This is a genomic window from Pseudomonas sp. UBT (assembly GCF_050915955.1).
Lineage (GTDB): Bacteria > Pseudomonadota > Gammaproteobacteria > Pseudomonadales > Pseudomonadaceae > Aquipseudomonas > Aquipseudomonas antarctica_A.
This window is the reverse complement of the sequence record NZ_CP168079.1, coordinates 1041441-1066466: the sequence shown is the minus strand read 5'-3', so window position 1 is coordinate 1066466 and position 25026 is coordinate 1041441. Positions and strand designations below refer to the sequence as shown.

The window sequence follows — 25026 nt, the reverse complement described above, 5'->3', positions numbered from 1 at the left end:
TAATTGTCGTGGCTAAAGAAAAATTTGATCGTTCCCTACCGCACGTCAACGTTGGCACCATCGGTCACGTTGACCACGGTAAAACCACTCTGACTGCTGCTCTGACTCGCGTTTGCTCCGAAGTATTCGGTTCGGCAATCGTTGATTTCGATAAAATCGACAGCGCACCAGAAGAAAAAGCTCGTGGTATCACCATCAACACCGCGCACGTTGAATACAACTCGCTGATCCGTCACTACGCTCACGTTGACTGCCCAGGTCACGCTGACTATGTGAAGAACATGATCACCGGTGCTGCCCAGATGGACGGCGCGATTCTGGTTTGTTCGGCCGCTGATGGTCCGATGCCACAGACCCGTGAGCACATCCTGCTGTCCCGTCAGGTTGGCGTTCCGTACATCGTGGTTTACCTGAACAAGGCTGACCTGGTAGACGACGCTGAGCTGCTGGAACTGGTTGAGATGGAAGTGCGCGATCTGCTGAGCACTTACGACTTCCCAGGTGACGACACTCCGATCATCATCGGTTCTGCTCGTATGGCTCTGGAAGGCAAAGACGATAACGAAATGGGCACCACGTCCGTTCGTAAACTGGTTGAAACTCTGGACAGCTACATCCCGGATCCAGTTCGTGTTATCGACAAGCCGTTCCTGATGCCAATCGAAGACGTATTCTCGATCTCCGGTCGTGGTACTGTTGTGACTGGTCGTATCGAGCGCGGTATCGTTAAGGTTCAAGATCCACTGGAAATCGTTGGTCTGCGTGACACTACTGTCACCACCTGCACCGGTGTTGAAATGTTCCGTAAGCTGCTCGACGAAGGTCGTGCTGGCGAGAACTGCGGCGTTCTGCTGCGTGGTACCAAGCGTGACGACGTTGAGCGTGGCCAGGTTCTGGTTAAGCCAGGTTCGGTTAAGCCGCACACCAAGTTCGAAGCTGAAGTGTACGTTCTGAGCAAAGAAGAAGGCGGTCGTCACACTCCGTTCTTCAAAGGCTACCGTCCACAGTTCTACTTCCGTACTACTGACGTGACTGGTAACTGCGAGCTGCCGGAAGGCGTTGAAATGGTTATGCCAGGCGACAACATCAAAATGGTTGTTACCCTGATCAAAACCATCGCAATGGAAGACGGTCTGCGTTTCGCTATCCGCGAAGGCGGCCGTACCGTTGGTGCTGGCGTTGTAGCTAAAATCATCGAGTAATTATCTCTTTTGAGATTGCCTTGATGTTTTGAAAAGGCCCCCGCTCAGCGGGGGCCTTTTTTATTGGGTTGACACCTATCTGGGCCGTCTATAGAATTGCGCCTCCTTTTAACGGGCGTATTGCGCTCGCTGGGAATAGCAGCCGGAGTCTGAAATCCAATGCAAAATCAGCAAATCCGTATCAGGTTGAAGGCTTTTGACCATCGCCTGATCGACCAATCCACCCAGGAAATCGTGGAAACCGCGAAACGTACTGGTGCACAAGTGCGTGGTCCAATTCCACTGCCTACCCGTAAAGAGCGGTTCACCGTTCTGGTCTCCCCGCACGTCAACAAAGACGCGCGTGACCAGTACGAGATCCGTACTCATAAGCGCGTACTGGACATCGTCCAGCCAACGGATAAAACCGTTGATGCACTTATGAAGCTTGATCTGGCGGCCGGTGTGGAAGTACAGATCAGCCTCGGCTAAGACTTGGGTCTTAGTCGTGTAACGCTCTGAAATGGGCGGCCATAGCGGGTGAAAGCCCCGTACACTCATGAGGTTTACAACATGACTATTGGTGTAGTCGGTCGTAAATGCGGTATGACCCGTATTTTCACCGAAGAAGGTGTCTCCATTCCGGTTACGGTCATTGAGATCGAACCGAATCGCGTCACCCAGTTCAAAACTGAAGAGACCGATGGCTATCGTGCAGTGCAAGTCACTGTCGGCGAGCGTCGTGCTTCGCGCGTGACTGCTGCTCAAGCAGGTCACTTCGCTAAAGCAAACGTTGCAGCTGGTCGCACTGTTATGGAGTTCCGTCTTGAAGAGGGTGACTACCAGGCTGGCGATCTGATCAACGCTGAAATCTTCGCTGCTGGTCAACTGGTTGATGTAACCGGTCAGTCCAAAGGTAAGGGCTTCCAGGGTACGATCAAGCGTTGGAATTTCCGTGGACAAGACAACACTCACGGTAACTCCGTTTCCCACCGCGTCCCGGGCTCTATTGGCCAGTGCCAGACTCCTGGTCGTGTATTCAAGGGCAAAAAAATGTCCGGTCATATGGGCGCTGAGCGCGTGACCGTGCAGTCCCTCGAAGTAGTGCGCGTCGACGCTGAACGCAATCTGTTGTTGGTCAAGGGTGCTGTTCCTGGCGCTACTGGCGGCAACCTGGTTGTACGTCCAGCGGCCAAGGCTCGCGGTTAAGGGGAAGCTGACATGCAATTAAATGTAAATGACGCTCAAGCGATCGAAGTTTCCGAACTGACGTTTGGCGGCGAGTTCAACGAGACGCTGGTTCACCAAGCAGTCGTGGCCTACATGGCCGGCGGCCGTCAAGGTAGCAAGCAGCAAAAGACCCGTTCCGACGTTCGTGGTGGCGGTAAGCGCCCTTGGCGTCAGAAAGGTACTGGCCGCGCTCGTGCCGGTACTATCCGTAGCCCAATCTGGCGTGGCGGTGGTACCACTTTCGCAGCTCGTCCACAGGATCACACTCAGAAGCTCAACAAGAAGATGTACCGCGCAGCATTGCGCTCCATCCTTGCTGAACTCGTGCGTACTGATCGTCTGGTCGTGGTTCAGGACTTCGCTGTTGAAGCACCGAAAACCAAAGATCTGCTGAACAAGCTGAACGGCATGGGCCTGACTGACGTCTTGATCGTGTCTGAAGCTGTTGATCAGAACCTGTACCTGGCTGCTCGCAACCTGCCACACGTTGATGTACGTGACGTGCAAGGTTCCGATCCAGTTAGTCTGATCGCATACGACAAGGTGTTGATCACCGTGTCGGCCGTGAAGAAATTCGAGGAGCTGCTGGGATGAACCAGGAACGCGTATTTAAAGTTCTGCTTGGCCCGCACGTTTCCGAAAAGGCTACGGTTCTGGCTGACAAGAAAGGCCAGTTCGTTTTCAAGGTTGCAACTGACGCAACCAAGCTGGAAATCAAGAAGGCCGTCGAAAGCCTGTTCAGCGTGAAAGTTGAGCGTGTTACTACCCTGAATGTTCTGGGTAAGAGCAAGCGCACTGCTCGCGGTCTGGGCAAGCGTAATGACTGGAAGAAGGCAGTTATCTCCCTTCAGCCAGGCCAAGATCTCGATTTCAGCAGCAGTGCTGAGTAAGGAAGGGGTGCATCATGGCAATCGTTAAATGCAAACCGACTTCCCCTGGCCGCCGTTTTGTGGTCAAGGTGGTCAACCAGGAGCTGCATAAAGGCGCTCCTCACGCACCGCTGCTCGAGAAGAAATCGAAGACTGGTGGTCGTAACAACAATGGTCGTATTACCACTCGTCACATTGGTGGTGGCCATAAACAGCATTATCGTCTGGTCGACTTCCGTCGCAACGACAAAGATGGCATCGCTGCCACTGTCGAGCGTATCGAATACGATCCAAACCGTACTGCTCACATCGCTCTGCTGCTGTACGCAGATGGCGAGCGTCGCTACATCATCGCCCCTAAAGGCGTGAGTGCTGGTGACCAGCTGATCGCAGGTGCTCTGGCACCGATCAAGCCGGGCAACGCTCTGCAACTGCGTAACATTCCAGTTGGTAGCACCGTACACGGCATCGAATTGAAGCCAGGTAAAGGCGCGCAAATCGCTCGTTCCGCTGGTGCTTCGGCTCAGCTGATCGCTCGTGAAGGTGTCTACGTGACCCTGCGTCTGCGTTCTGGTGAGATGCGTAAAGTGCTGGCTGAATGCCGCGCGACCCTGGGTGAAGTCTCGAACTCCGAGCACAGCCTGCGTTCGCTGGGTAAAGCTGGTGCCAAACGCTGGCGTGGCGTTCGCCCAACCGTTCGTGGTGTTGCCATGAACCCGGTTGACCACCCACACGGTGGTGGTGAAGGTCGTACCTCTGGTGGTCGTCATCCGGTATCGCCATGGGGCTTCCCGACTAAGGGCGCGAAGACTCGTGGTAATAAGCGTACCGACAAAATGATCGTCCGTCGTCGCAAGTAAATAGAGGGATACGACAGTGCCACGTTCTCTGAAAAAAGGTCCTTTTATTGATCTTCACCTACTGAAGAAGATCGAAGTGGCGGCGGAAAAGAATGATCGCAAACCGGTGAAAACCTGGTCGCGTCGTTCGATGATCCTGCCACAAATGGTCGGTCTGACCATCGCAGTACACAACGGTCGTCAACACGTCCCAGTTCTCGTTAACGAAGACATGGTCGGCCACAAACTAGGCGAGTTTGCCGGTACCCGCACTTATCGTGGGCACGTGGCAGACAAGAAAGCCAAGCGTTAAGGGGTTAGGAAATGGAAGTAGCCGCTAAGTTGTCGGGCGCTCGAATCTCCGCCCAGAAAGCCCGCTTGGTCGCCGACCAGATCCGCGGGAAGAAGGTGGGCGAAGCGCTCAACCTGTTGGCTTTCAGCAGTAAGAAAGCCGCCGAGATCATGAAGAAAGTGCTGGAGTCGGCCGTAGCCAACGCCGAGCATAACGAAGGCGCAGACGTTGATGACCTGAAGGTCAGCACCGTTTTCGTCAACGAAGGGCGTTCGCTGAAGCGCATCATGCCACGTGCCAAAGGCCGTGCTGATCGCATCGTCAAGCGGTCTTGCCATATCACTGTCAAGGTTGCTGACAAGTAACGGAGTCGAAGAGATGGGTCAGAAAGTACATCCCATTGGCATTCGCCTGGGAATCGTCAAGGAGCACACCTCCGTCTGGTACGCAGACGGTCGGACTTATGCGGACTATTTGTTCGCTGATCTGAAGGTGCGTGAGTATCTCCAAGACAAACTAAAAAGCGCGTCCGTAAGCCGTATCGATATCCATCGTCCGGCGCAAACTGCACGTATCACCATCCACACCGCTCGTCCAGGTATCGTTATCGGGAAGAAAGGTGAAGATGTTGAGAAACTGCGTCAGGACCTGACCAAGCAAATGGGTGTGCCTGTGCACATCAATATCGAAGAGATCCGTAAGCCGGAGCTCGACGGTATGCTGGTTGCGCAGAGCGTAGCTCAGCAGCTGGAGCGTCGCGTAATGTTCCGTCGCGCTATGAAGCGTGCCGTACAGAACGCCATGCGCATTGGTGCCAAAGGCATCAAAATCCAAGTGAGCGGTCGTCTCGGCGGTGCTGAAATCGCACGTACTGAATGGTATCGCGAAGGTCGTGTGCCACTGCACACCCTGCGTGCCGACATCGACTATGCCAACTACGAAGCTCACACCACTTACGGTGTGATCGGTGTAAAGGTTTGGATCTTCAAAGGCGAAGTAATTGGTGGTCGCCAAGAAGAACTGAAACCACAAGCACCAGCGCCTCGTAAAAAAGCTGCTAAGTAAGGGGTACGCCAAATGTTGCAACCAAAGCGTACGAAGTTCCGCAAGCAGATGACAGGCCACAACCGTGGTCTGGCTCAGCGCGGTAGCAAAGTCAGCTTCGGCGAGTTCGCGCTGAAGTCTGTAGCTCGTGGTCGTCTCACCGCTCGTCAGATCGAGTCAGCGCGTCGTGCTCTGACCCGTCACGTTAAACGTGGCGGCAAGATCTGGATCCGTGTATTCCCGGACAAGCCGATTTCCAAAAAGCCCCTCGAAGTTCGGATGGGTAAAGGTAAGGGTAACGTGGAATACTGGGTAGCCCAGATTCAGCCAGGCAAAGTCCTGTATGAAATCGAGGGTGTAACTGAAGAGCTGGCGCGTGAGGCTTTTGCCCTGGCTGCTGCAAAGCTGCCGCTCGCCACCGCCTTTGTTAAACGGACGGTGATGTGATGAAAGCGAATGAACTTCGTGAAAAATCCGCACAGCAGCTGAACGAGCAACTGCTCGGCCTGCTGCGCGACCAGTTCAATCTGCGTATGCAGAAAGCAACTGGCCAGTTGGGGCAGTCTCATCTGCTCTCGCAAGTTAAGCGTGACATTGCTCGCGTGAAGACTGTGCTCAACCAGCAGGCAGGTAAGTGATCATGGCTGAAGCCGAAAAGACTGTCCGTACGCTGACTGGCCGTGTTGTCAGCGACAAGATGGACAAAACCATCACCGTTTTGATCGAGCGTCGCGTTAAGCACCCGATCTACGGTAAATATGTTAAGCGTTCGACTAAGCTGCACGCGCACGACGAAACCAACCAGTGCCACATCGGCGACAAAGTCACTATTCGTGAAACTCGTCCGCTGGCCAAGACCAAGTCTTGGGCACTGGTTGATGTTCTCGAACGCGCTGTGGAAGTCTAAGGACTAGGGGTCGGAGAAATTATATGATTCAGACTCAATCCATGCTCGATGTGGCCGATAACAGCGGCGCTCGCCGTGTTATGTGCATCAAGGTGCTGGGTGGCTCCCATCGTCGTTACGCTGGTATCGGTGACATCATCAAAGTTACCGTGAAGGAAGCAATTCCTCGCGGTAAAGTGAAAAAAGGCCAAGTGATGACTGCTGTTGTAGTCCGCACTCGTCACGGCGTACGCCGTGCAGATGGCTCCATTATCCGCTTTGATGGCAACGCTGCTGTTCTTCTGAACAACAAGCAAGAGCCGATCGGCACCCGTATCTTTGGGCCAGTGACCCGTGAACTTCGTACTGAGAAGTTCATGAAGATCGTCTCGCTCGCCCCAGAAGTGCTGTAAGGAGATCCGACATGCAAAAGATTCGTCGTGACGACGAGATCATCGTGATCGCCGGCAAAGACAAAGGTAAGCGCGGTAAGGTGCTTAAGGTTCTCGCTAATAACCGTCTGGTTATCGGCGGTCTGAACCTGGTTAAGCGTCATACCAAGCCTAACCCGATGTCGGGCGTACAAGGCGGTATCGTCGAAAAAGAAGCTCCGCTGGACGCTTCTAACGTCGCCATTTTCAACGGCGAAACCAACAAGGCTGACCGCGTTGGTTTCAAAGTAGAAGATGGCAAGAAAATTCGTGTCTTCAAGTCGACCCAAAAAGCGGTTGATGCTTGAACACTGCTAGGTAGAAGACCATGGCACGACTAAAAGAGATTTACTGGAAAGAAATCGCACCGAAGCTTAAGGAAGAACTTAAGCTTTCGAACGTGATGGAAGTTCCACGCGTTACCAAAATCACCCTGAACATGGGTCTGGGCGAAGCGGTCGGCGACAAAAAAGTCATCGAACACGCTGTTGCTGACCTGGAAAAGATCACCGGTCAAAAAGTCGTTGTGACTTACGCTCGGAAATCCATCGCTGGCTTTAAAGTCCGTGAAGGTTGGCCGATCGGCGTCAAAGTGACTCTGCGCCGTGAGCGTATGTACGAATTCCTGGATCGTCTGCTGTCGATCTCCCTGCCTCGGGTCCGCGACTTCCGCGGCCTGAATGCCAAGTCCTTCGATGGTCGTGGTAACTACAGCATGGGCGTGAAAGAGCAGATCATCTTCCCGGAAATCGACTACGACAAGATCGATGCTCTCCGCGGTCTGGACATCACCCTGACCACCACTGCCAAGAACGATGATGAAGGCCGCGCTCTGCTGCGTGCGTTCAAATTCCCGTTCCGCAACTGATTGGAGTAGGACCATGGCCAAGATGAGCATGAAAAACCGCGAGCTGAAGCGTCAGCTCACGGTTGCCAAGTACGCCAAGAAGCGTGCAGCACTGAAAGCAATCATCGTTGATCTGAACGCAAGTCCAGAAGCACGTTGGGAAGCTACAGTAGCTCTGCAGAAGCAGCCACGTGACGCAAGCGCTTCGCGCATGCGTAACCGCTGCCGCCTGACCGGTCGTCCACACGGCGTTTACCGCAAGTTCGGCCTCGGCCGTAACAAACTGCGTGAAGCGGCAATGCGTGGTGACGTACCAGGTCTGGTTAAAGCCAGCTGGTAAGTACTTTCAGAGTCCAGGCGGTTGGTATCGCAAGATACTGACCGCCGGTGGCCTTGAATCTGGAACAAGCCCCTTTTGGGGCTTGTTTCATTTCTGGAGTGTGTCTAAAATACGCGGCTCGCCTGAGCCCGTGTGTTTTACGCTCGGAGATTCTCGGCGACATATGTAGCCGCAAGGCTAATTTTTTTGTATTAGGAGCGTCTAGCCCATGAGTATGCAGGACCCGTTAGCGGACATGCTAACTCGTATCCGTAATGCCCAGATGGCTGAAAAGTCCGTCGTAAGCATGCCATCTTCCAAGTTGAAGGTAGCTGTTGCCAAAGTCCTGAAAGACGAAGGCTACATTGCGGGTTATCAGATCAGCAGCGAAACCAAGCCACTGCTGTCCATCGAGCTGAAGTACTTCGAAGGCCGTTCGGTCATCGAGGAAGTGAAGCGCGTTAGCCGTCCAGGCCTGCGTCAGTACAAGTCCGCCGAAGATCTGCCGAAAGTTCGTGGCGGTCTGGGCGTGTCTATCGTCTCCACCAACAAAGGTGTGATGACGGATCGTGCTGCGCGCGCTGCCGGTGTCGGCGGCGAAGTTCTTTGCACTGTGTTCTAAGGGGGGATAAGCATGTCTCGCGTCGCTAAGAACCCCGTTAAGCTGCCAGCCGGTGTCGAAGTAAAATTCGCAGGCCAACAGCTTTCGGTGAAGGGTGCCAAGGGCACTCTTGAACTGAATATCCATTCGTCCGTTGAGATCGTTGAAGAAGCTGGTGAGCTGCGTTTCGCTGCTCGCAATGGCGATCAACAAACTCGCGCAATGGCCGGTACCACGCGTGCGTTGGTAAACAACATGGTCCAAGGCGTAAGCCAAGGCTTCGAGCGTAAGCTCCAGCTGGTCGGTGTTGGTTACAAAGCGCAAGCAAAAGGCACGGTTTTGAACCTGGCCCTTGGCTTCTCGCACCCAGTGGATTACGAACTGCCGGAAGGCATCACCGCTGAGACCCCTAGCCAAACCGATATCCTGATCAAGGGTATTGATAAGCAGCTGGTAGGTCAGGTGGCCGCTGAGATCCGCGACTTCCGTCCACCAGAGCCGTACAAAGGCAAAGGTGTGCGCTACGCGGACGAAGTCGTCCGTCGTAAAGAAGCCAAGAAGAAGTAGGGCATAGCAAATGACCGACAAAAAAGTTACTCGACTGCGTCGCGCTCGCAAAGCACGCCTGAAAATGCACGAACTCGAAGTCGTGCGTCTCTGCGTGTTCCGCTCGTCGCAGCACATCTACGCCCAGGTCATCTCGGCCGACGGCAACAAAGTCCTGGCAAGCGCCTCGACTTTGGATAAAGAACTGCGTGATGGTGCCACTGGCAACATCGACGCGGCCACTAAGGTTGGCCAGCTGGTCGCTACGCGTGCTAAGGCCGCTGGCGTCTCGCAAGTGGCTTTCGACCGCTCTGGCTTCAAGTACCACGGTCGCGTGAAAGCGCTGGCTGATGCTGCTCGTGAAGCTGGGCTGGAGTTCTAAGTTATGTCAAATAACGACCAAAAGCGCGACGAAGGCTACATTGAGAAGCTGGTTCAAGTTAACCGCGTAGCCAAAACCGTTAAAGGCGGCCGTATCTTCACTTTCACCGCGTTGACCGTGGTGGGTGATGGTAAAGGGCGTGTTGGCTTCGGCCGTGGCAAGTCACGTGAAGTGCCTGCTGCGATCCAGAAGGCAATGGAAGCTGCTCGTCGCAACATGATCCAAGTTGATCTGAACGGCACCACGCTGCAGTACGCAATGAAGTCTGCCCATGGCGCTTCGAAGGTGTACATGCAGCCTGCTTCTGAAGGTACCGGTATCATCGCTGGCGGCGCTATGCGTGCTGTCCTCGAAGTTGCTGGCGTTCAGAACGTTCTGGCCAAGTGCTACGGCTCGACTAACCCGGTAAACGTGGTTCACGCCACTTTCAAGGGTTTGAAAGCTATGCAATCTCCTGAGTCCATTGCTGCCAAGCGCGGCTTGACTGTCAAGGAGATCTTCTGATCATGGCTACCGTTAAAGTAACGCTGATCAAAAGCATGACCGGCCGCATCCCTAACCACAAACTGTGCGTTAAAGGTTTGGGTCTGCGTCGCATCGGTCACACTGTAGAAGTCCTGGATACTCCCGAGAATCGCGGGATGATCAACAAGGCTTACTACATGCTGCGTGTAGAGGGTTAATCGATGAAACTCAATGATCTGAGTCCAGCGCCGGGTTCCCGTCGCGAAAAGCATCGTCCGGGCCGTGGTATCGGTAGCGGTTTGGGTAAGACTGGTGGCCGTGGCCACAAAGGTCAAACCTCCCGCTCCGGTGGCACCATCGCTCCTGGCTTTGAAGGCGGTCAACAGCCGCTGCATCGTCGCCTGCCTAAGTTCGGTTTCGTATCCCTGAAAGCCATGGATCGCGCAGAAGTGCGTCTGTCCGAGCTGGCTAAAGTGGAAGGCGACATCGTTACTGTGCAGACCCTGAAAGATGCCAACGTGATCAACGTCAACGTACAGCGTGTGAAAATCATGCTGTCCGGTGAAGTGACTCGCGCTGTCACTATCGGCAAGGGAATCGGCGCCACCAAAGGTGCGCGTTCGGCTATCGAAGCAGCTGGCGGCAAGTTCGAGGAATAAATGGCTAAGCAAGGTGCTCTCTCAGCGCTCGGCAAAGGCGGTATGTCTGAACTTTGGGCTCGTCTGCGTTTTCTGTTCCTGGCGATTATCGTCTACCGAATAGGCGCACACATCCCGGTTCCAGGTATCAACCCGGACCGACTCGCAGACCTGTTTCGACAGAATGAGGGGACCATTCTTAGCTTGTTCAACATGTTTTCCGGCGGCGCGCTGGAACGGATGAGTATCTTTGCACTGGGGATCATGCCGTACATTTCGGCATCGATCATCATGCAACTGATGACCGCCGTCAGCCCGCAGCTGGAGCAGTTGAAGAAGGAAGGTGAAGCTGGCCGTCGCAAGATTAGCCAGTACACCCGCTACGGCACTGTCGTTCTCGCCCTGGTTCAAGCTATCGGCATGTCCGTTGGCTTGGCGGGGCAGGGCGTTGCGTTCATTGGTGACTTTGGCTTCTATTTCGTCGCAGTATCCACGTTTGTGGCTGGTGCGATGTTCATGATGTGGCTGGGTGAGCAGATTACTGAACGTGGTGTTGGTAACGGTATCTCGATGTTGATTTTCGCAGGTATCGTCGCCGGTCTTCCGAGAGCAATTGGGCAGTCTTTCGAGTCTGCACGTCAGGGTGATATCAACATCTTCGCTCTGGTTGCCATCGGTTTGCTGGCAGTAGCGATTATCGGTTTTGTGGTGTTCATTGAGCGTGGTCAGCGTCGTATTGCTGTTCACTACGCCAAGCGTCAGCAGGGCCGCAAGGTTTTTGCTGCGCAGACCAGCCACTTGCCGCTGAAAGTGAATATGGCCGGTGTAATTCCGGCAATTTTCGCGAGCAGCATTTTGCTGTTTCCGGCTTCGTTGGGTACCTGGTTTGGTCAGTCTGAAAATATGGGCTGGCTGCAGGACCTCTCTCAGTCGATCGCTCCTGGTCAGCCGTTGAATATTCTGCTGTTTAGTGCAGGGATTATTTTCTTCTGCTTCTTCTATACGGCGTTGATGTTCAATCCGAAAGACGTAGCGGAAAACCTGAAGAAGTCCGGTGCCTTTATTCCGGGCATCCGTCCAGGTGAGCAGTCTGCACGCTACATTGATGGCGTTCTGACTCGTTTGACCCTGTTCGGTGCTCTATATATGACGGCCGTGTGCTTGTTGCCCCAGTTCCTGGTGGTTGCAGCAAACGTTCCGTTCTACCTTGGCGGGACCTCGTTGCTGATCGTGGTCGTGGTTGTGATGGACTTCATGTCCCAAGTACAATCGCACCTCGTTTCGCACCAGTACGAATCCCTGATGAAGAAAGCCAACCTGAAGGGTTACGGCAGCGGCATGTTGCGCTGAGTACCCATAAGGTTCGAGGAGTTGGTGATGAAAGTTCGTGCATCGGTGAAAAAGCTGTGCCGTAACTGCAAAATTATTCGCCGCGAAGGTGTTGTTCGAGTAATTTGCAGCGCGGAACCGCGTCACAAACAGCGCCAAGGCTGAGTGTGATCCGCTTGAAGCCCGGCAGCTAGTGCGCTGCCGGGTTGATTATTTGTTATTACAGCGATATTATCTCGCGCCCTATTTCTTGGCTTCCGGGGCGTAGGTAGCTGTCAATTGGAGTCCCACTGAATGGCCCGTATTGCAGGCGTTAACATTCCAGATAACAAGCACACTGTTATCTCGCTGACCTACATCTATGGTGTTGGTCGCACTACTGCGCAGAAAATTTGCGCAGATACTGGGGTAAACCCAGCCGCAAAGATCAAAGATCTGAGCGACGAGCAGATTGAGCTGTTGCGTGGCGAAGTGGCGAAGTTCACCACTGAAGGTGACCTGCGTCGCGAAATCAACATGAAAATCAAGCGTTTGATGGACCTCGGTTGCTACCGTGGTCTGCGTCATCGTCGTGGTCTTCCAGTACGCGGTCAGCGTACCAAGACTAACGCGCGTACCCGTAAAGGTCCGCGTAAGCCGATCCGCAAGTAATCGCCCACGCGAATCGACAGGAAATTAATCATGGCAAAACCTGCTGCTCGTCCTCGTAAAAAAGTTAAAAAGACAGTGGTTGATGGCATCGCCCACATCCATGCATCTTTTAACAACACAATCGTGACCATCACCGACCGTCAAGGTAACGCGCTATCTTGGGCTACCTCTGGTGGTTCGGGTTTCCGCGGTTCCCGCAAGTCCACCCCGTTCGCTGCTCAAGTAGCTGCTGAACGTGCTGGTCAAGCTGCGCTGGAATACGGCCTGAAAAACCTCGACGTTAACGTCAAAGGTCCAGGTCCAGGTCGTGAGTCTGCTGTCCGTGCTTTGAACGGCTGTGGCTATAAGATCGCCAGCATCACCGACGTGACGCCAATCCCGCACAACGGGTGCCGTCCGCCGAAGAAGCGCCGCGTGTAATCCAGGAGATTGTAAAGAATGGCTCGTTACATTGGTCCAAAATGCAAACTCGCTCGTCGCGAAGGCACCGATCTCTTCCTGAAGAGCGGCGTGCGCGCGATCGAATCGAAGTGCAACATTGAAGCAGCACCTGGTATCCACGGCCAACGCCGCGGTCGCCAGTCCGATTACGGCACCCAACTGCGTGAAAAGCAGAAGGTCCGTCGTATTTACGGCGTTCTCGAGCGTCAGTTCAGCGGCTACTACAAAGAAGCTGCTGGCAAGAAAGGTGCAACCGGTGAAAACCTGCTGCAACTGCTCGAATGCCGTCTGGACAACGTTGTATACCGTATGGGCTTTGGTTCGACTCGTGCCGAATCCCGTCAGCTGGTATCGCACAAATCCGTCAGCGTAAACGGCCAAACCGTTAACGTGCCGTCTTACCAGGTTCGTGCTGGTGACGTGGTCGCGATTCGCGAGAAAGCAAAAAACCAACTTCGCATTGTCCAAGCTCTCGATCTGTGTGCCCAACGTGGCCGCGTAGAATGGGTAGAAGTAGACACTGAGAAGAAGTCGGGCGTTTTCAAGAACGTTCCTGCTCGCAGTGATCTGTCCGCCGACATCAACGAAAGCCTGATTGTCGAGCTCTACTCCAAGTAAGGGCTAGAAAATAGGTGCATCCATGCAGATTTCGGTAAATGAGTTCCTGACACCCCGCCACATTGATGTGCAGGTTGTCAGTCCAACCCGCGCCAAGATCACTCTCGAGCCTCTCGAGCGTGGTTTTGGCCACACCCTGGGCAACGCGCTGCGCCGCATCCTGTTGTCCTCAATGCCCGGCTGTGCAGTAGTCGAGGCCGAGATTGACGGTGTGCTCCACGAGTACAGCGCCATCGAAGGTGTACAGGAAGACGTAATTGAAATCCTGTTGAACCTTAAAGGTCTGGCTATCAAGCTGCACGGTCGTGACGAAGTTACGCTGACCTTGTCGAAGAAGGGTTCGGGGGTGGTTACCGCTGCCGATATTCAGCTGGATCATGATGTCGAGATCGTTAACCCCGATCACGTAATCGCTAACCTGGCGTCTAACGGCGCCCTGAACATGAAGCTCACTGTAGCTCGTGGTCGTGGTTATGAACCGGCCGACTCGCGTCAGAGCGATGAAGACGAAAGCCGCAGCATTGGTCGCTTGCAGCTTGACTCTTCGTTCAGCCCGGTTCGCCGTATCGCATACGTGGTGGAAAACGCCCGTGTCGAACAGCGTACTAACCTGGACAAGCTGGTTATTGATCTGGAAACCAACGGTACTCTGGATCCTGAAGAGGCTATTCGCCGCGCTGCAACCATTCTGCAACAGCAGTTGGCTGCGTTCGTCGACCTCAAAGGTGACAGCGAACCAGTGGTAATCGAGCAGGAAGACGAGATCGATCCGATCCTGCTTCGCCCGGTTGACGATCTGGAACTGACTGTACGTTCGGCTAACTGCCTTAAGGCGGAAAACATTTACTACATCGGTGACCTGATTCAGCGTACCGAAGTAGAACTGTTGAAGACTCCGAACCTGGGCAAGAAATCCTTGACTGAAATCAAGGACGTTCTGGCCTCCCGCGGTCTGTCCCTCGGCATGCGCCTCGACAACTGGCCGCCTGCAAGTCTTAAGAAGGACGACAAGGCGACTGCCTGATCGTCGTAATCACCGAACGTGAGTTTGGTAAGGAATGAACCATGCGTCATCGTAAAAGTGGTCGTCACCTGAGCCGTACCAGCTCGCACCGCAAGGCCATGTTCCAAAACATGGCGGTGTCGCTGTTCGAGCACGAGCTGATCAAAACTACACTGCCGAAAGCTAAAGAACTGCGTCGCGTTGCTGAGCCGCTGATCACTTTGGCCAAGACAGACAGCCTGGCTAACCGCCGTCTGGCTTTCGACCGTACTCGTTCGAAAGCTATCGTTGGTAAGCTCTTCAACGACCTGGGCAAGCGTTATGCTACCCGTGAGGGTGGCTACCTGCGCATCCTCAAGTGCGGTTTCCGCACTGGCGACAACGCGCCTATGGCGTACGTCGAGTTGGTTGATCGTGCTACTGCCGGCGAAGCTGTAAGCGCCGAGTAAGACGACAGTCTGCAACGAAGAACCGGGCCTAGTGCCCGGTTTTTTGTGCGCGTAATAAAAGCCGTCTATATTCCTCACGTCGCTGCCGGTGCTCTTGCACATCCAAAGCTACTTGCCAGGACGGTTCGTTAGTTATTTTCTATCAAAGTCCATGATTTAATGCATTTGATGGTGTCATCTTGATGGTCAATACTCCCTCCAAGCCGATTAGCCGGCAGTTCCTAGCCTGACCTGAGGAAGATTGAGCATGAGCCAGAACAAAATCCTGACCACCGCCAGCGGTGCGCCTGTCGCCGATAACCAGAACTCCCGCACTGCCGGTCCTCGTGGGCCCTTGTTGCTCGACGATTTCCATCTGATCGAAAAGCTTGCGCATTTCAACCGTGAAAACATTCCCGAGCGCCGTGTGCACGCCAAAGGCTCGGGTGCTTACGGCACGTTCACTGTGTCCCGTGACATTACTCAGTACACCAGCGCTAAGCTGTTCGAGACCGTCGGGAAACAAACACCGACCTTCCTGCGATTCTCTACGGTAGGTGGCGAGCGCGGTTCGGCTGACACCGAGCGCGATCCACGCGGTTTTGCCTTGAAGTTCTACACTGACGAAGGGAACTGGGACATCGTGGGTAACAACACGCCAGTATTCTTCATCCGCGACCCGCTGAAGTTTCCGGACTTTATCCACACCCAAAAGCGCCTGCCGCAAAGCAACCTGAAAAGTGCGCAGATGATGTGGGACTTCTGGTCGCACTCTCCAGAAGCACTGCACCAGGTCACCATCCTGTTTTCGGATCGGGGCATTCCTGACGGCTACCGTCACATGCACGGCTTCGGCAGTCACACGTACAGCCTGATCAACGCCCGTGGCGAACGTCATTGGGTCAAGTGGCACTACAAGACCAAGCAAGGGATCAAGAACCTGGCGCCTGCTGAAGCTGCACGCCTGGCTGGTACAGACCCTGATTACGCGCAGCGTGACTTGTTTGGTGCGATCGAGCGTGGCGACTTCCCGAAATGGAGTGTCAACATCCAGGTCATGACCGAAGCGCAAGCCAACGCTCATTACGAGAACCCTTTTGACGTGACCAAAACATGGTCGCAGAAAGAATTCCCGTTGATCGAAGTCGGCGAGCTGGAACTCAACCGTAACCCGCAGAATTACTTCGCTGAAGTTGAGCAAGCCGCCTTTGGCCCAAGCAACATGGTTCCGGGTGTGGGGCTGTCGCCGGACCGCATGCTGCAAGGCCGCGTATTCGCTTACGCGGATGCGCACCGCTACCGTGTTGGCACCAACCATCAGCAATTGCCGGTGAATGCCCCGCGCAGCCCGGTGAACAGCTACCAGCGTGATGGTTCGATGGCCTTCGGCAGTAACGGCGGCGCAACGCCTAACTATGAGCCAAACAGCTACGCTGATGCGCCCAAGCAAGCGCCACAATACGCAGAGCCTGCTCTGGCGTTGACCGGTGCAGCTGATCGCTACGATCATCGCGAAGATACCGATTACTACAGCCACGCGGGTGCGCTGTTCCGCTTGATGGATGCCGGGCAGAAAGCCCTGCTGATCAGCAACATTGCCGGCGCTATGGCCGGGGTCAGCAGCGATGTGGTTCAGCGCCAGCTGCAGCACTTCTTCAAAGCTGACCCTGATTACGGGCAAGGCATTGCAAATGCGCTGGGTGTATCGCTTAACTGACTCTAAACGATAAGCAGAACCGCCCTCATTTGGGCGGTTTTTGCGTTATTTCAGCTACTTTTCTGCGGAAATCATCACTTTTCTGCCGTTAGTCCCGTGACCTCCGGGTCATCATGGTTCAAACTACAGACTTTCAAGCAGGGAGATGTAGGGCGATGCAAGGTCACCCCGACGTAATCGATTACCTCAACACGTTGCTGACGGGCGAACTGGCAGCTCGTGACCAATATTTCATCCATTCGCGCATGTACGAAGACTGGGGCTTTACCGAGCTCTACGAGCGTATCAACCACGAAATGGAAGAAGAGGCGCAGCACGCCGACGCACTGATGCGCCGCATCCTGATGCTCGAAGGCACGCCGCGTATGCGTCCAGACGACCTGGATGTGGGCACCACGGTGCCTGACATGCTCGCCGCTGACCTTCGCCTCGAATACAAGGTGCGTGCCGCGCTCTGCAAGGGCATCGAACTCTGCGAGCAGCACAACGACTATGTCACCCGCGAAATTCTGCGGGTGCAGTTGAATGACACCGAAGAAGATCACACCTACTGGCTGGAAAAGCAGTTGGGCCTGATCAAGCTGGTCGGCCTGGAAAATTACCTGCAATCGCAGTTCTGATTCCCGGCTACAAAAAAGCCCCTGTCACCGCAACGTGACAGGGGCTTTTTCATGCGCCCGATAAATCAGGCTTTGTCGCGCGCCAATAACGGCTTTAAGTAGTAACCGGTATGTGACTGCGGCATCTCCGAGACCTGTTCCGGCGTACCCACCGCGATGATCTGGCCACCCTTGGAGCCGCCTTCCGGCCCCAGGTCCACCAGCCAGTCGGCGGTCTTGATCACATCAAGGTTGTGCTCGATCACCACCACTGTGTTGCCGTGATCACGCAAGCGGTGCAGAACATCCAGCAATTGCTGAATATCTGCAAAGTGCAGGCCCGTAGTCGGTTCATCGAGGATGTACAGCGTCTTGCCCGTATCGCGCTTGGACAGCTCGCGAGACAGCTTCACCCGCTGCGCCTCGCCGCCGGACAACGTGGTCGCCGACTGCCCCAGCTTGATGTACGACAGGCCCACATCCATCAAGGTCTGCAGCTTGCGCGCCAACGCAGGCACCGCGTCGAAGAACACCCGCGCTTCCTCGATGGTCATCTCCAGGGTTTCGTGGATGTTTTTACCCTTGTATTTGATCTCCAGGGTTTCGCGGTTGTAGCGCTTGCTCTTGCACACATCGCACGGCACGTAGATGTCCGGCAGGAAGTGCATCTCAACCTTGATCAGGCCATCGCCCTGGCACGCCTCGCAGCGCCCGCCCTTGACGTTGAACGAGAACCGGCCCGGCCCGTAACCGCGTGAGCGAGACTCCGGCACGCCCGCAAACAGTTCACGTATCGGCGTGAACAACCCGGTATAGGTCGCCGGGTTGGAACGCGGCGTGCGGCCAATCGGGCTTTGGTCGATATCGACCACCTTGTCCAAGTGCTCCAAACCTTTGATGCTGTCGTGTGCCGCGGCCTCCAGCGTGGTGGCGCCGTTCAGGGCGGTGGCACTCAGCGGGAACAGCGTGTTGTTGATGAGCGTCGACTTGCCGGAGCCGGAAACGCCGGTCACACAGGTCAGCAGGCCGAGAGGTATTTCCAGGTCCACATTGCGCAGGTTGTTGCCGCGCGCGCCCTTGAGGTGCAACGCCATCTTTTTGTTACGCGGCGTGCGCTTGGCGGGCACTTCGATCTTCACTCGACCGGACAGGTATTTGCCCGTCAGCGAATCCGGGTGAGCCATGACTTCGGCAGGTGTGCCTTCGGCGACGATGTGCCCACCGTGCACGCCTGCACCCGGGCCAATGTCGACCACATAATCCGCCAGGCGAATCGCGTCTTCATCGTGCTCGACCACGATCACGGTGTTACCGATATCCCGCAGGTGTTTAAGCGTTCCCAAGAGGCGGTCATTGTCCCGCTGATGCAAGCCAATCGACGGTTCATCAAGGATGTACAACACGCCAACAAGGCCGGCACCAATCTGGCTGGCCAACCGAATTCGCTGGGCTTCACCGCCAGACAGCGTGTCTGCGCTGCGATCCAGCGACAGATAATCCAGGCCGACGTTAACCAGGAACTGCAAGCGCTCGCGGATTTCCTTGAGGATCTTGTCAGCAATTTCCCCGCGCCGGCCGGTCAGCTTGAGCACGCCGAAATATTCACAGGCATCGCCAATTGGCAGGTTGGTCACCGCTGGCAACGTCTTCTCACCCACCCACACATGGCGCGCCTCGCGGCGCAGGCGAGTGCCCCGGCAGTCCGGGCACGGTTGGGTGCTGAGGAACTTCGCCAGCTCTTCGCGCACGCTCGCCGATTCGGTCTCACGGTAGCGCCGCTCCAGGTTCGGCACGATGCCCTCGAACGGGTGCGAGCGTTTGACGATATCGCCACGGTCGTTTAGGTACTTGAAGTCGACGTTCTGCGAACCACTGCCGTGCAGGATGACTTTCTGCTGCTCTGCCGGCAGTTGGTTGAACGGCACTTCCAGGCTGAATTTATAGTGGGATGCCAACGACCCGAGCATCTGGAAGTAATAGACGTTACGCCTGTCCCAGCCGCGTATCGCGCCCTCCGCCAACGTCAGGTCACCATTGACCAGGCGCTTGATGTCGAAGAACTGCTTTACCCCAAGGCCATCACACGTCGGGCAGGCGCCTGCCGGGTTGTTGAAGGAAAACAGCTTGGGTTCCAGCTCGCTGATGGCATGCCCGCAGATCGGACAGGCAAAACGTGCGGAGAAGATGATTTCTTCACCCGGCTCGTCATCCATCGGCGCAACCAGCGCAATGCCATCCGCCAGCTTCAGCGCGGTTTCGAACGATTCCGCCAAACGCTGCTGCAAGTCGGCACGCACCTTGAAGCGGTCGACCACGACATCAATGGAATGCTTCTTCTGCTTGTCGAGCTTTGGCGCTTCATCCAGCTCATAGAGCTTGCCGTTGATGCGCGCGCGCACGAAACCCTGAGCGCGCAGCTCTTCGAAGACCGAAAGGTGTTCGCCCTTGCGCTCACGAATGACCGGCGCCAGCAGCATCAGCTTGGCGCCCTCAGGCTGGGCCAGCACCAGGTCGACCATTTGGCTGACGGTCTGGGCTTCCAGGGGAATATCGTGGTCCGGGCAGCGCGGAATACCCACGCGCGCGTACAGCAGGCGCAGGTAGTCGTAGATTTCGGTAATGGTGCCCACGGTGGAGCGCGGGTTATGGGAGGTCGACTTTTGCTCGATGGAAATCGCCGGCGACAAACCTTCAATGGTGTCGACGTCAGGCTTTTCCATCATCGACAGGAATTGCCGGGCATAGGCTGACAGCGACTCTACATAGCGACGCTGACCTTCGGCATACAGCGTGTCGAACGCCAGGGACGATTTGCCGGACCCGGACAAGCCGGTGATGACGATCAGTTTGTCCCGGGGCAGGGTCAGGTCGATGTTCTTCAGGTTGTGGGTTCTAGCCCCACGAATCAGGATCTTGTCCAAGATGGCCTCGCACGGCGGGCGTAAATAATGCAGGAGTATACGGCTAAAGACTGGATGAATATACACTGTCAAAGTGCCGGGTGCAGCCTTACATGAAAGCTGCGCGGCAAAGCGCCGCATATACCCTCTCTATCGATGGGACTGGTAGAATCGCCGCCGGTTCACACGAGGTTTTTCCATGCACGATCCCCACAGCGAACGCATGAGTAGCGGCGAGACCCGAGCAGCAAGCGGTCTGGCCCTGGTGTTCGCCTTCCGTATGCTTGGCATGTTTATGGTGTTGCCGGTGCTGGCGACCTATGGAATGGATCTCGCAGGCGCGACCCCCGCCCTGATCGGCCTGGCGATTGGCGCCTATGGCCTGACCCAGGCACTTTTTCAGATTCCGTTCGGGATCATTTCCGATCGTATCGGCCGGCGGCCGGTGATTTACCTGGGGCTGATCGTGTTCGCCCTCGGCAGTGTGCTCGCGGCTCAGTCAGACTCGATCTGGGGCGTGATTGCCGGGCGCGTCCTGCAAGGCGCCGGTGCGATTTCCGCTGCCGTCATGGCCCTGCTCTCGGACCTGACCCGCGAACAGCACCGTACCAAGGCCATGGCCATGATCGGCATGACCATCGGCCTGTCGTTCGCAGTGGCCATGGTCGTCGGCCCGTTGCTGACACGTGCCTTTGGTTTGCACGGGCTGTTCCTTGCCACCGGCGGTATGGCGCTGTTCGGGATCGTGATCGTAGCGTTTATGGTGCCGCGCTCCACCGGCACGCTGCAGCACCGCGAATCCGGCGTCGCACGCAAGGCGTTACTGCCGACGCTCAAGCACCCGGACCTGCTGCGCCTGGATTTAGGTATCTTCGTATTGCACGCAATGCTGATGTGCAGCTTCGTCGCGCTGCCCCTGGCACTGGTCGAAAAAGCCGGCCTGCCCAAGGAACAGCACTGGTGGGTCTACCTGACCGCGCTGTTGATCTCGTTCTTCGCCATGATCCCGTTCATCATCTACGGCGAGAAGAAACGCAAAATGAAACGAGTTCTCCTGGGTGCCGTCGCGACATTGATGCTCACTGAGCTATTCTTCTGGGAGTACGGCGACAGCCTGCGGGCGCTGGTAATCGGCACGGTGGTGTTCTTCACCGCGTTCAACCTGCTCGAGGCTTCGTTGCCTTCGCTGATCAGTAAAGTTTCACCGGCCGGTGGCAAGGGCACGGCGATGGGGGTGTATTCCACCAGCCAGTTCCTCGGTTCGGCGCTGGGCGGCATCATGGGTGGCTGGATGTTCCAGCATGGCGGTTTGTCGGTTGTGTTCCTCGGATGCGCCGGGCTGGCTGCACTTTGGCTGGCCTTTGCTGTTACCATGCGCGAACCTCCGTACGTCACAAGCCTGCGCCTGCCGCTGTCGCCCGAAGCAATTCGTGAAGCTGGCCTGGTAGAGCGCCTGAAGGCCGTCGTCGGGGTAACAGATGCAGTGGTGGTCGCTGAAGAGGCGGCCATTTACATCAAATTGGACACCGAATTATTGGATCGCGCGACGCTCGAGCAACTGGTCAACCCAGTGCCGACAGCGCGCCCAGCTTAGGAGAACGTTATGGCCCGTGGGGTTAACAAAGTCATATTGGTCGGTACATGCGGCCAGGATCCCGAAGTTCGCTACTTGCCTAACGGTAATGCCGTGACCAACCTGAGTCTGGCGACCAGCGAACAGTGGACCGACAAGCAGACCGGCCAGAAGGTCGAGAAGACCGAATGGCACCGCGTGTCGATGTTCGGCAAGGTGGCAGAGATCGCCGGTGAATACCTGCGCAAAGGTTCGCAGGTCTACATCGAAGGCAAACTGCAAACCCGCGAGTGGGAAAAAGACGGCATCAAGCGTTACACCACCGAAATCGTGGTCGACATGCAAGGCACCATGCAACTGCTGGGCGGCCGTCCACAGCAGGGCGAGCAACAAGGTGGGGGCAACAACTACCAGCAGTCGGCTCCGGCCCCACGCCAGCAGGCTCCGCGCCCGCAGCAGTCGGCACCGCAACAATCGCGTCAGGCGCCGCCTCCACAACAGGCCGCTCCACAGCCTGCTCCGGATTTCGACAGCTTTGATGACGATATCCCGTTCTAAGGTCTCAGACCCGGAACGCGCAAAACCCCCGATGGCCAAGCCTCGGGGGTTTTTTATTGCCCATGATCAAGTCTCCCTCGCAGCCGCTGTCACCACCATCTCCTTGAACCGCTGCAAAACCGCCGAGCCGTCACCGATACGCGTCGCCAAATGCAACGGCGCTACCAGGCTCTGGCACTCCGTGAGCTCGCGATAAACAATGCCGTCGCCGCGCAACCGTTGCATCGACGCCGGTACGATGGACACGCCAAGGCCCGCCGCCACCAGGCTCAGCGTCGCGGTCATGCGCGGTGCCTCCTGGACCACCTGCGGGCTGAACCCGGCTTCACGGCAGGCCACCAGAATCGCGTCATACAAACCCAGCCCTACGCGGCGGCGGTAAAGCACAAACGCTTCGGTCGCCAGGGCGGCCAAGGGCAGGGGGGATTGAGCGTCGAGTGCCAGCGGATGATCAGTCGGCAGCGCCAGCAACATGGGTTCCACCAGAATCGGTTCGTCCTGCAGCGACTGGGTGCCACTGAGCGGTGAGCGGATGAACGCAGCATCGAGCTTTTCATGTACCAGCGCGTCCAACAGCTCACCGGTGCCCGCTTCTTCCAGCACCACCGAGACGCCGACAAAGGTTTCGCGAAACAGCCGCAATACACTGGGGACAAACGGGTGCAATGCCGCCGAGCTGGTAAACCCAATAGCCAGCCGACCCCGTTCACCCCGAGCGGCGCGACGAACCACATCGGCTACACCGTCGGCACGCGCCAGGAGTGCTCGCGCTTCATCCAGCAACGCCAATCCGGCCGTGGTAGGGCGCACACCTCTGGGCAAACGCTCCATCAATACAACGCCGAGTTCGGCTTCCAGGCTTTGCAGCATGCGCGTCAGCGGGGGTTGTTGCATCCCCAGACGTTCCGCGGCGCGGGTGATATAGCCTTCCTCGGCAATCGCCACGAAGGCTTTAAGCTGGCGAAGTTCCAACATAGGGATACTTTCAAGGTATGGGAAGTCGCCAATCCTGGCATTTGTTCTCATGGCTCACAAGATTTAGGCTGTCGCCAACCTCAAAAAGAAGGAATGCCGCGATGACCTGGTCAGCCAAGCAGTACACGATGTTTGAACAACAACGTACCCGTCCGGTCCGTGACCTGGTCGCGGCTATTCCTACTGCCGACGTGCGCACCGCCGTCGACCTGGGCTGCGGCCCTGGCAATTCCACCGAAGTATTGGCCGAGCGCTTTCCAAAGGCACACGTCACCGGCATGGACAGTTCCGACGATATGCTGGTTGATGCCCGCAAACGGCTGCCGGCACTGAACTTCGAATTGGCAGATATCGGCGCCTGGAACCCGGGGCAGACATTCGACGTGATTCTGGCCAACGCTTCCCTGCAATGGCTGCCGAACCACGCCACGCTCTATCCGCACCTAGTCAACCAACTGACGCTTGGCGGCACGCTGGCCGTGCAGACCCCGGATAACCTCGACGAGCCCGCCCACCGACTTGCTCGAGAAGTGGCGGCCGAGGGGACATGGTCTGCAAAGATCGGCGCGGTTAAACACAATGAGCGGCACACCGCGAGCTACTACTACGAGCTGCTGAGCAAACATTGCAGCACTGTCGACGTGTGGCGCACCACTTACCAGCACCCGCTGGTGGATCACGCGGCCGTGGTGGAGTGGTTCAAGGCTTCGGCATTACGGCCTTTTCTTGCGCCATTGGCCGAGAGCGAAAAAACCGCGTTCCTGCAGGACTACCAGGCGCGGATTACCCAGGCCTACCCAGCCCTGGCCGATGGCACCGTGTTACTGCCATTCCCGCGCCTGTTCATCATCGCGACTCGCTGAAACCCGGCAAACAAGCGGTGGTCACACAGCCGCCGCTTGGCTCTCCAGATACTCATCCGTCGAGAGCACGCTCGCGTAGGCAAAGCCCAGCGACGCCATAAAAGCCCCGTGCACTTGCGCTGCCGGAATCACCTGCCCGTTGAATTCCTGATCCCGCGTAGCGCACGCGTCGTGAATCAACGTGACTTTGTAGCCCAGGTCCGCTGCTGCGCGCACTACGCCGTCGATGCACATATGGCTCATGCTCCCGACCACCACTACTTCGGTGATGGCGCGTTGTTCCAGCACGGCCTGTAGATCGGTCCCGCGGAACGCATTCACGAAGTGTTTAAGCACCACTGGCTCGTTGCCCTCATTCAGCACCTTGGCATGCAGGTGCGCGCCTTCGGAACCCGGCGTGAAGAAAGGTGCGTCCTCGGAGGTGAACTCATGGCGTACATGAATCACTGCATTCCCCGCCTGACGAAACGCCTGCAGCACCTGCGCAGCCTTGTCCGCCGCGGCTTCTACGCCGTCGAGCGGCCACTTGCCCTGGGGGAAGTAGTCGTTTTGTATGTCGATGAGGATGAGCGCTTGCTTGGCCATAAGGGTTCTCGTGATGGGTGGACAGGCCCAGTATCTTAGCTGGCGCCGGGAAAGAGGAGCGGCTGAGTCGTGCAGAACGCCGCATGTTTAGCGCGACGTCGTGCAGAATCAGGCAGGCCTACTGCCATTACTTTTTCAGTAACTGATTGATTTAACAACCATCCTGTTCTGCCTTGCCTTGGCTTGATCCCTGCAACCCTCTCTGCACACACATGG

37 protein-coding genes are annotated in these 25026 nt (G+C 56.2%); 34 read left to right on the top strand and 3 right to left on the bottom strand.

Features of this window, described 5'->3' with window-relative positions; translation table 11 throughout:
- The first annotated feature begins 8 nt into the window (after positions 1–8).
- The 31 genes from tuf to bfr all read left to right on the top strand — a co-directional run bounded on the left by tuf (position 9) and on the right by bfr (position 17377).
- Positions 9–1202: an elongation factor Tu gene (tuf, locus tag ACDZ94_RS05020; protein WP_003176426.1), complete on the top strand. Its 1194-nt coding sequence runs from the start codon at positions 9–11 to the stop codon at positions 1200–1202.
- Between the two features lie 159 nt (positions 1203–1361).
- Positions 1362–1673, top strand: coding sequence for a 30S ribosomal protein S10 (gene rpsJ, locus ACDZ94_RS05015; protein ID WP_003186070.1), 312 nt, complete (start codon positions 1362–1364; stop codon positions 1671–1673).
- 81 nt (positions 1674–1754) lie between these two features.
- Positions 1755–2390 carry a 50S ribosomal protein L3 gene (gene rplC, locus ACDZ94_RS05010; protein ID WP_007253310.1) on the top strand — a complete coding sequence of 212 codons (636 nt, stop codon included), beginning with the start codon at positions 1755–1757 and terminating at the stop codon, positions 2388–2390.
- Between the two features lie 12 nt (positions 2391–2402).
- Positions 2403–3005, top strand: coding sequence for a 50S ribosomal protein L4 (gene rplD / locus ACDZ94_RS05005; RefSeq protein WP_003210082.1), 603 nt, complete (start codon positions 2403–2405; stop codon positions 3003–3005).
- Positions 3002–3301, top strand: coding sequence for a 50S ribosomal protein L23 (gene rplW / locus ACDZ94_RS05000; protein WP_002555488.1), 300 nt, complete (start codon positions 3002–3004; stop codon positions 3299–3301). Before rplD ends, rplW begins: the two co-directional genes overlap by 4 nt.
- A 14-nt stretch (positions 3302–3315) precedes the next feature.
- Entirely contained in the window at positions 3316–4140 is an 825-nt protein-coding gene (gene rplB / locus ACDZ94_RS04995; protein WP_003210080.1) for a 50S ribosomal protein L2, read from the top strand.
- 16 nt (positions 4141–4156) lie between these two features.
- Positions 4157–4432 carry a 30S ribosomal protein S19 gene (gene rpsS / locus ACDZ94_RS04990; RefSeq protein ID WP_002555486.1) on the top strand — a complete coding sequence of 92 codons (276 nt, stop codon included), beginning with the start codon at positions 4157–4159 and terminating at the stop codon, positions 4430–4432.
- Positions 4433–4443: 11 nt separating this feature from the next.
- Positions 4444–4776 (top strand): 50S ribosomal protein L22, encoded by a 333-nt coding sequence (gene rplV, locus ACDZ94_RS04985; RefSeq protein WP_003103908.1) that lies wholly within the window; start codon positions 4444–4446, stop codon positions 4774–4776.
- Positions 4777–4789: 13 nt separating this feature from the next.
- On the top strand, positions 4790–5476 hold the full coding sequence (gene rpsC / locus ACDZ94_RS04980) for a 30S ribosomal protein S3 (protein ID WP_003176422.1): 687 nt from the start codon (positions 4790–4792) through the stop codon (positions 5474–5476).
- 12 nt (positions 5477–5488) lie between these two features.
- Positions 5489–5902, top strand: a complete 414-nt coding sequence (gene rplP, locus ACDZ94_RS04975; protein WP_003232424.1) for a 50S ribosomal protein L16 — start codon at positions 5489–5491, stop codon at positions 5900–5902.
- The gene (gene rpmC, locus ACDZ94_RS04970) at positions 5902–6093 is read left to right on the top strand and encodes a 50S ribosomal protein L29 (protein WP_002555481.1); all 192 of its coding nucleotides are present in this window, start codon (positions 5902–5904) and stop codon (positions 6091–6093) included. Before rplP ends, rpmC begins: the two co-directional genes overlap by 1 nt.
- A gap of 2 nt (positions 6094–6095) precedes the next feature.
- A complete protein-coding gene (rpsQ, locus tag ACDZ94_RS04965) occupies positions 6096–6362 on the top strand; it encodes a 30S ribosomal protein S17 (protein WP_003176419.1) in 267 nt (88 codons plus the stop codon).
- Between the two features lie 23 nt (positions 6363–6385).
- Complete coding sequence (gene rplN, locus ACDZ94_RS04960; protein WP_002555479.1) at positions 6386–6754, top strand: 50S ribosomal protein L14; 369 nt, start codon at positions 6386–6388, stop codon at positions 6752–6754.
- Between the two features lie 11 nt (positions 6755–6765).
- A complete protein-coding gene (gene rplX / locus ACDZ94_RS04955) occupies positions 6766–7080 on the top strand; it encodes a 50S ribosomal protein L24 (RefSeq protein WP_003176416.1) in 315 nt (104 codons plus the stop codon).
- A 20-nt stretch (positions 7081–7100) separates the two neighbouring features.
- Positions 7101–7640, top strand: coding sequence for a 50S ribosomal protein L5 (gene rplE, locus ACDZ94_RS04950; protein WP_003176415.1), 540 nt, complete (start codon positions 7101–7103; stop codon positions 7638–7640).
- Between the two features lie 13 nt (positions 7641–7653).
- On the top strand, positions 7654–7959 hold the full coding sequence (rpsN, locus tag ACDZ94_RS04945) for a 30S ribosomal protein S14 (RefSeq protein WP_003176414.1): 306 nt from the start codon (positions 7654–7656) through the stop codon (positions 7957–7959).
- A gap of 208 nt (positions 7960–8167) precedes the next feature.
- Complete coding sequence (gene rpsH, locus ACDZ94_RS04940) at positions 8168–8560, top strand: 30S ribosomal protein S8 (RefSeq protein WP_010566853.1); 393 nt, start codon at positions 8168–8170, stop codon at positions 8558–8560.
- Positions 8561–8572: 12 nt separating this feature from the next.
- Positions 8573–9106 carry a 50S ribosomal protein L6 gene (gene rplF / locus ACDZ94_RS04935; protein WP_003176412.1) on the top strand — a complete coding sequence of 178 codons (534 nt, stop codon included), beginning with the start codon at positions 8573–8575 and terminating at the stop codon, positions 9104–9106.
- Between the two features lie 10 nt (positions 9107–9116).
- Positions 9117–9467, top strand: a complete 351-nt coding sequence (rplR, locus tag ACDZ94_RS04930) for a 50S ribosomal protein L18 (RefSeq protein WP_003186037.1) — start codon at positions 9117–9119, stop codon at positions 9465–9467.
- A 3-nt stretch (positions 9468–9470) separates the two neighbouring features.
- A complete protein-coding gene (gene rpsE, locus ACDZ94_RS04925; RefSeq protein WP_003176409.1) occupies positions 9471–9971 on the top strand; it encodes a 30S ribosomal protein S5 in 501 nt (166 codons plus the stop codon).
- Positions 9972–9973: 2 nt separating this feature from the next.
- On the top strand, positions 9974–10150 hold the full coding sequence (gene rpmD, locus ACDZ94_RS04920; RefSeq protein WP_003186033.1) for a 50S ribosomal protein L30: 177 nt from the start codon (positions 9974–9976) through the stop codon (positions 10148–10150).
- Between the two features lie 3 nt (positions 10151–10153).
- Positions 10154–10591, top strand: a complete 438-nt coding sequence (gene rplO / locus ACDZ94_RS04915; protein ID WP_003176407.1) for a 50S ribosomal protein L15 — start codon at positions 10154–10156, stop codon at positions 10589–10591.
- Positions 10592–11920 carry a preprotein translocase subunit SecY gene (secY, locus tag ACDZ94_RS04910; RefSeq protein ID WP_432751162.1) on the top strand — a complete coding sequence of 443 codons (1329 nt, stop codon included), beginning with the start codon at positions 10592–10594 and terminating at the stop codon, positions 11918–11920.
- Between the two features lie 27 nt (positions 11921–11947).
- Positions 11948–12064, top strand: a complete 117-nt coding sequence (gene rpmJ, locus ACDZ94_RS04905; RefSeq protein ID WP_002555468.1) for a 50S ribosomal protein L36 — start codon at positions 11948–11950, stop codon at positions 12062–12064.
- A gap of 129 nt (positions 12065–12193) precedes the next feature.
- Positions 12194–12550: a 30S ribosomal protein S13 gene (gene rpsM / locus ACDZ94_RS04900; protein WP_003210063.1), complete on the top strand. Its 357-nt coding sequence runs from the start codon at positions 12194–12196 to the stop codon at positions 12548–12550.
- 30 nt (positions 12551–12580) lie between these two features.
- Positions 12581–12970 carry a 30S ribosomal protein S11 gene (gene rpsK / locus ACDZ94_RS04895; protein ID WP_002555466.1) on the top strand — a complete coding sequence of 130 codons (390 nt, stop codon included), beginning with the start codon at positions 12581–12583 and terminating at the stop codon, positions 12968–12970.
- Between the two features lie 18 nt (positions 12971–12988).
- Positions 12989–13609: a 30S ribosomal protein S4 gene (rpsD, locus tag ACDZ94_RS04890; RefSeq protein ID WP_003210056.1), complete on the top strand. Its 621-nt coding sequence runs from the start codon at positions 12989–12991 to the stop codon at positions 13607–13609.
- Positions 13610–13631: 22 nt separating this feature from the next.
- Complete coding sequence (locus ACDZ94_RS04885) at positions 13632–14633, top strand: DNA-directed RNA polymerase subunit alpha (protein ID WP_003176403.1); 1002 nt, start codon at positions 13632–13634, stop codon at positions 14631–14633.
- A 41-nt stretch (positions 14634–14674) separates the two neighbouring features.
- Entirely contained in the window at positions 14675–15061 is a 387-nt protein-coding gene (rplQ, locus tag ACDZ94_RS04880) for a 50S ribosomal protein L17 (protein ID WP_007918448.1), read from the top strand.
- Between the two features lie 247 nt (positions 15062–15308).
- Complete coding sequence (locus ACDZ94_RS04875; RefSeq protein WP_432751161.1) at positions 15309–16757, top strand: catalase; 1449 nt, start codon at positions 15309–15311, stop codon at positions 16755–16757.
- Between the two features lie 155 nt (positions 16758–16912).
- Positions 16913–17377 (top strand): bacterioferritin, encoded by a 465-nt coding sequence (bfr, locus tag ACDZ94_RS04870; RefSeq protein ID WP_015886133.1) that lies wholly within the window; start codon positions 16913–16915, stop codon positions 17375–17377.
- Positions 17378–17442: 65 nt separating this feature from the next.
- Here bfr and uvrA read toward each other — a convergent pair whose 3' ends face one another.
- Positions 17443–20277, bottom strand: a complete 2835-nt coding sequence (gene uvrA, locus ACDZ94_RS04865; protein WP_259763377.1) for an excinuclease ABC subunit UvrA — start codon at positions 20275–20277, stop codon at positions 17443–17445.
- 178 nt (positions 20278–20455) lie between these two features.
- Here uvrA and ACDZ94_RS04860 point away from each other — a divergent pair, with 178 nt between their 5' ends.
- Positions 20456–21850 (top strand): MFS transporter, encoded by a 1395-nt coding sequence (locus ACDZ94_RS04860; RefSeq protein WP_064454352.1) that lies wholly within the window; start codon positions 20456–20458, stop codon positions 21848–21850.
- A 9-nt stretch (positions 21851–21859) separates the two neighbouring features.
- Positions 21860–22387, top strand: a complete 528-nt coding sequence (locus ACDZ94_RS04855; protein ID WP_049711300.1) for a single-stranded DNA-binding protein — start codon at positions 21860–21862, stop codon at positions 22385–22387.
- A 66-nt stretch (positions 22388–22453) separates the two neighbouring features.
- Here ACDZ94_RS04855 and ACDZ94_RS04850 read toward each other — a convergent pair whose 3' ends face one another.
- Positions 22454–23362: a LysR family transcriptional regulator gene (locus tag ACDZ94_RS04850; protein WP_432751160.1), complete on the bottom strand. Its 909-nt coding sequence runs from the start codon at positions 23360–23362 to the stop codon at positions 22454–22456.
- A gap of 101 nt (positions 23363–23463) precedes the next feature.
- Here ACDZ94_RS04850 and tam point away from each other — a divergent pair, with 101 nt between their 5' ends.
- Positions 23464–24225 carry a trans-aconitate 2-methyltransferase gene (gene tam / locus ACDZ94_RS04845; protein WP_407017674.1) on the top strand — a complete coding sequence of 254 codons (762 nt, stop codon included), beginning with the start codon at positions 23464–23466 and terminating at the stop codon, positions 24223–24225.
- Positions 24226–24246: 21 nt separating this feature from the next.
- Here the strand turns inward: tam and ACDZ94_RS04840 are convergent, their stop codons facing one another.
- Positions 24247–24810, bottom strand: a complete 564-nt coding sequence (locus tag ACDZ94_RS04840) for a cysteine hydrolase family protein (RefSeq protein WP_064454349.1) — start codon at positions 24808–24810, stop codon at positions 24247–24249.
- Positions 24811–25026: the final 216 nt, after the last annotated feature.